The organism is Agarivorans sp. (assembly GCF_050295395.1).
In the GTDB taxonomy this organism is placed as follows: Bacteria; Pseudomonadota; Gammaproteobacteria; order Enterobacterales; family Celerinatantimonadaceae; genus Agarivorans.
The window spans coordinates 1-2,511 of record NZ_JBNKPP010000032.1; the positions used below are offsets into that span (position 1 = coordinate 1).

Consider the following 2,511-nt stretch of genomic DNA (forward strand, 5'->3'; position numbering starts at 1 on the left):
TCGCCGAGTAGCGCAAATGAACAAGGGATCAGAGTTGAAGTCTGTTTGAGCGTAGCGAGTTACTTCAACGCCCTTGTGAAAGCGCAACGCAGGATCTAAGAAGATGCAGGGCGAGCTTTCTTTTTGCTTCGTTTTTCTTTGCTCGCGAAAGAAAAATGACGTCGCCGTAGGCGAAAGCTTTTGATCTTAAAAACTTAAAGCGGCACCGTCAGAGCGAAATCATCACTAACAACTCGATATCAAAACAAATAAGAAAACGAGTTCAACCGCCTCAACAAACTCTCAAAACAAGCTGTCAGCCACAGAAAACGGCAACCTCTTAGCTCACCTGCTTCTTCGGCTTAACCAACAACAAGGGAATAGCCAATGCCGACAACCCCGCCATGATCAAGAAAATACCACTGCCTATGCTCTCATACAGGCTACTGCTTAAAAAGGTCAGCAGGGCTGTACCCATGTTTAAGGCAATCGCCGAATACAGCGCCTGTAGCGGAATCGCCTGATGCTTCGGCGCCTCGGTGGCGATGTATTTAATCGCCGCTAGCTGGGTGAGGGCGAAGGTCAGGGCATGCAAACCTTGCGATAAGGCCATTAATGGCAGTAGTTCGGTGCTGCCAAAAATGCCCCAGCGCAGTACCGCACCAAAGGCCGCTAGCAAAAACATTTGATTGGCATTCCAGCGCTTAAACCATTTGCTGCCAAAAATAAGAATGCTCATCTCTAGCGCTACACCAATCGACCATAAATAACCAATGGTGGACTCGGGGTAGTCGATGCTTTTCCAGTACAGGGTGGAGTAGGCGTAGTAGGCGGCATGCGAGCCTTGAATTAGCGCGGTTACCACCACAAACTTAAGTGCGTAAGGCTGTTTGAGTACTGGCCAGAGGCGGCTGCTGTGCGGTTCAGTGCTTTCTTCATCTTGTAGCGGAGAGGCTGGCGTTAACAGGCTTAGGCCCCACATTGCCAACAACGAGCCTAAGGTGGCATATAAGATCAGCGAGTGAGAAAAGTAAGTCAGACCAATGCCAATTAAGGTGGATGAAATAATAAAGGCCACTGAGCCAAATACTCGGACTCGGCCATAGTCTAGCTTGAGCTGGCTGACCCATTTGGTGGCAATGGCGTCGCCTAACGGGATCAGCGTGGCAATAAAGAAGTTGGCGGCGAGGGTGAGTACGGTAAGCCAAAAGTAGCCTTGTAACCAGCATAGGCTGGTAAGCACCATGACGCTGGCAAAGCTACACCAGCGCAGGCCAGGTAGCAGCTGGGCGGCACCCTTGATGCGGGGAATCAGTAGCACGTTACCCAAGAAACGGGCTAGCATACTACACGCTAATAAAAGGCCAATTTGGCTGGGGTTTAGTCCTTCACTTTCTAGCCATAGCGCCCAGAAGGGGAGGAAAACACCCCAAGCAAAAAACAATCCTGAAAAATATAAGCTGATCCAGCTGGCTGCCTTTGGTTTTATCACACTACTTAACCTACTACGACATTAAGGCGGCATTATAGCGGTTCTCTATTAATAACCAAGACTTAGCACGGCCTGAAATGACTAATTTTAGATTAATTTTTACTTCGCAATTATCGGGTCGAGCTGTTGCGATTTTTCGGTTACATTGTGCTTAAACCACTTCGGAGGCTTTATGGACGCTGCTAGTTTGCCCTCGCATCATGAATATCAAATTATTGCTCAAGCAATGGACTATCTGCTGCAACATCAGCAGCAACAACCCGAGCTGAGTGAGCTGGCCAAGGTCATCGGTTATAGCGAAACGCATATGCAGCGTTTGTTTAGCCAATGGGTGGGCGTATCGCCAAAACGCTTCTTGCAGTACCTAACCTTGCAGCAAGCCCAGCAACAATTACAGTATTCAAGTTCGGTGCTGGATTTGTCTCAGCAACTGGGCTTATCTAGCGCTGGCCGCTTGTATGATTTGTTTGTGTCGGTGCAGGCGGTCACGCCGGGAGAGGCGAAGATGCAAGGTGAAGGCTTGGTGATTTATTATGGCTGGGGCCATACGCCCTTTGGCTGCGCCTTTATTGCCAGTACCAGCAGAGGCATTTGCCAGTTAAGCTTTTGCGAAAGTGAGCAAGCCGATACAGCCTTACACGAGCTTAAACTGGCTTGGCCGAAGGCCGAGTTGCTTGCCGACCAGAGCCAGGCTCAAAGCTTACTTAAGCAAGTATTTAGTCAGCAACAGCTGCCAGCCAAACCCCTATCGTTGTGGCTAAAAGGCACTAATTTTCAGCTTCAGGTATGGCAGGCCTTGTTAAACATTCCCTATGGTCATGTATGTTCTTATCAATTTTTGGCTGAGCATGTTAGCTCGGCTAAGGCCACTAGGGCGGTGGCTAGCGCGGTGGCGAAAAACCCCATCGCTTATATTATTCCCTGCCATCGGGTGATCCGCAGTAACGGCGCGCTGGGCGGTTATCGCTGGGGCTTGTCACGCAAACAATTGATGATGGGCCGCGAAGCCCAATTAAAGCAGAAGAAAGAATGAGTAGCGT

General features: G+C 49.5%; 2 protein-coding genes. One reads left to right on the forward strand and one right to left on the reverse strand.

Features of this window, described 5'->3' with window-relative positions:
• Window positions 1-319 precede the first annotated feature (319 nt).
• A complete protein-coding gene (locus ACQY6Q_RS02245; protein WP_427977365.1) occupies window positions 320-1,471 on the reverse strand; it encodes a 3-phenylpropionate MFS transporter in 1,152 nt (383 codons plus the stop codon).
• A 172-nt stretch (window positions 1,472-1,643) separates the two neighbouring features.
• Here ACQY6Q_RS02245 and ACQY6Q_RS02250 point away from each other — a divergent pair, with 172 nt between their 5' ends.
• Window positions 1,644-2,504, forward strand: coding sequence for a methylated-DNA--[protein]-cysteine S-methyltransferase (locus ACQY6Q_RS02250; RefSeq protein ID WP_427977367.1), 861 nt, complete (start codon window positions 1,644-1,646; stop codon window positions 2,502-2,504).
• The last annotated feature ends 7 nt before the right edge of the window (window positions 2,505-2,511 follow it).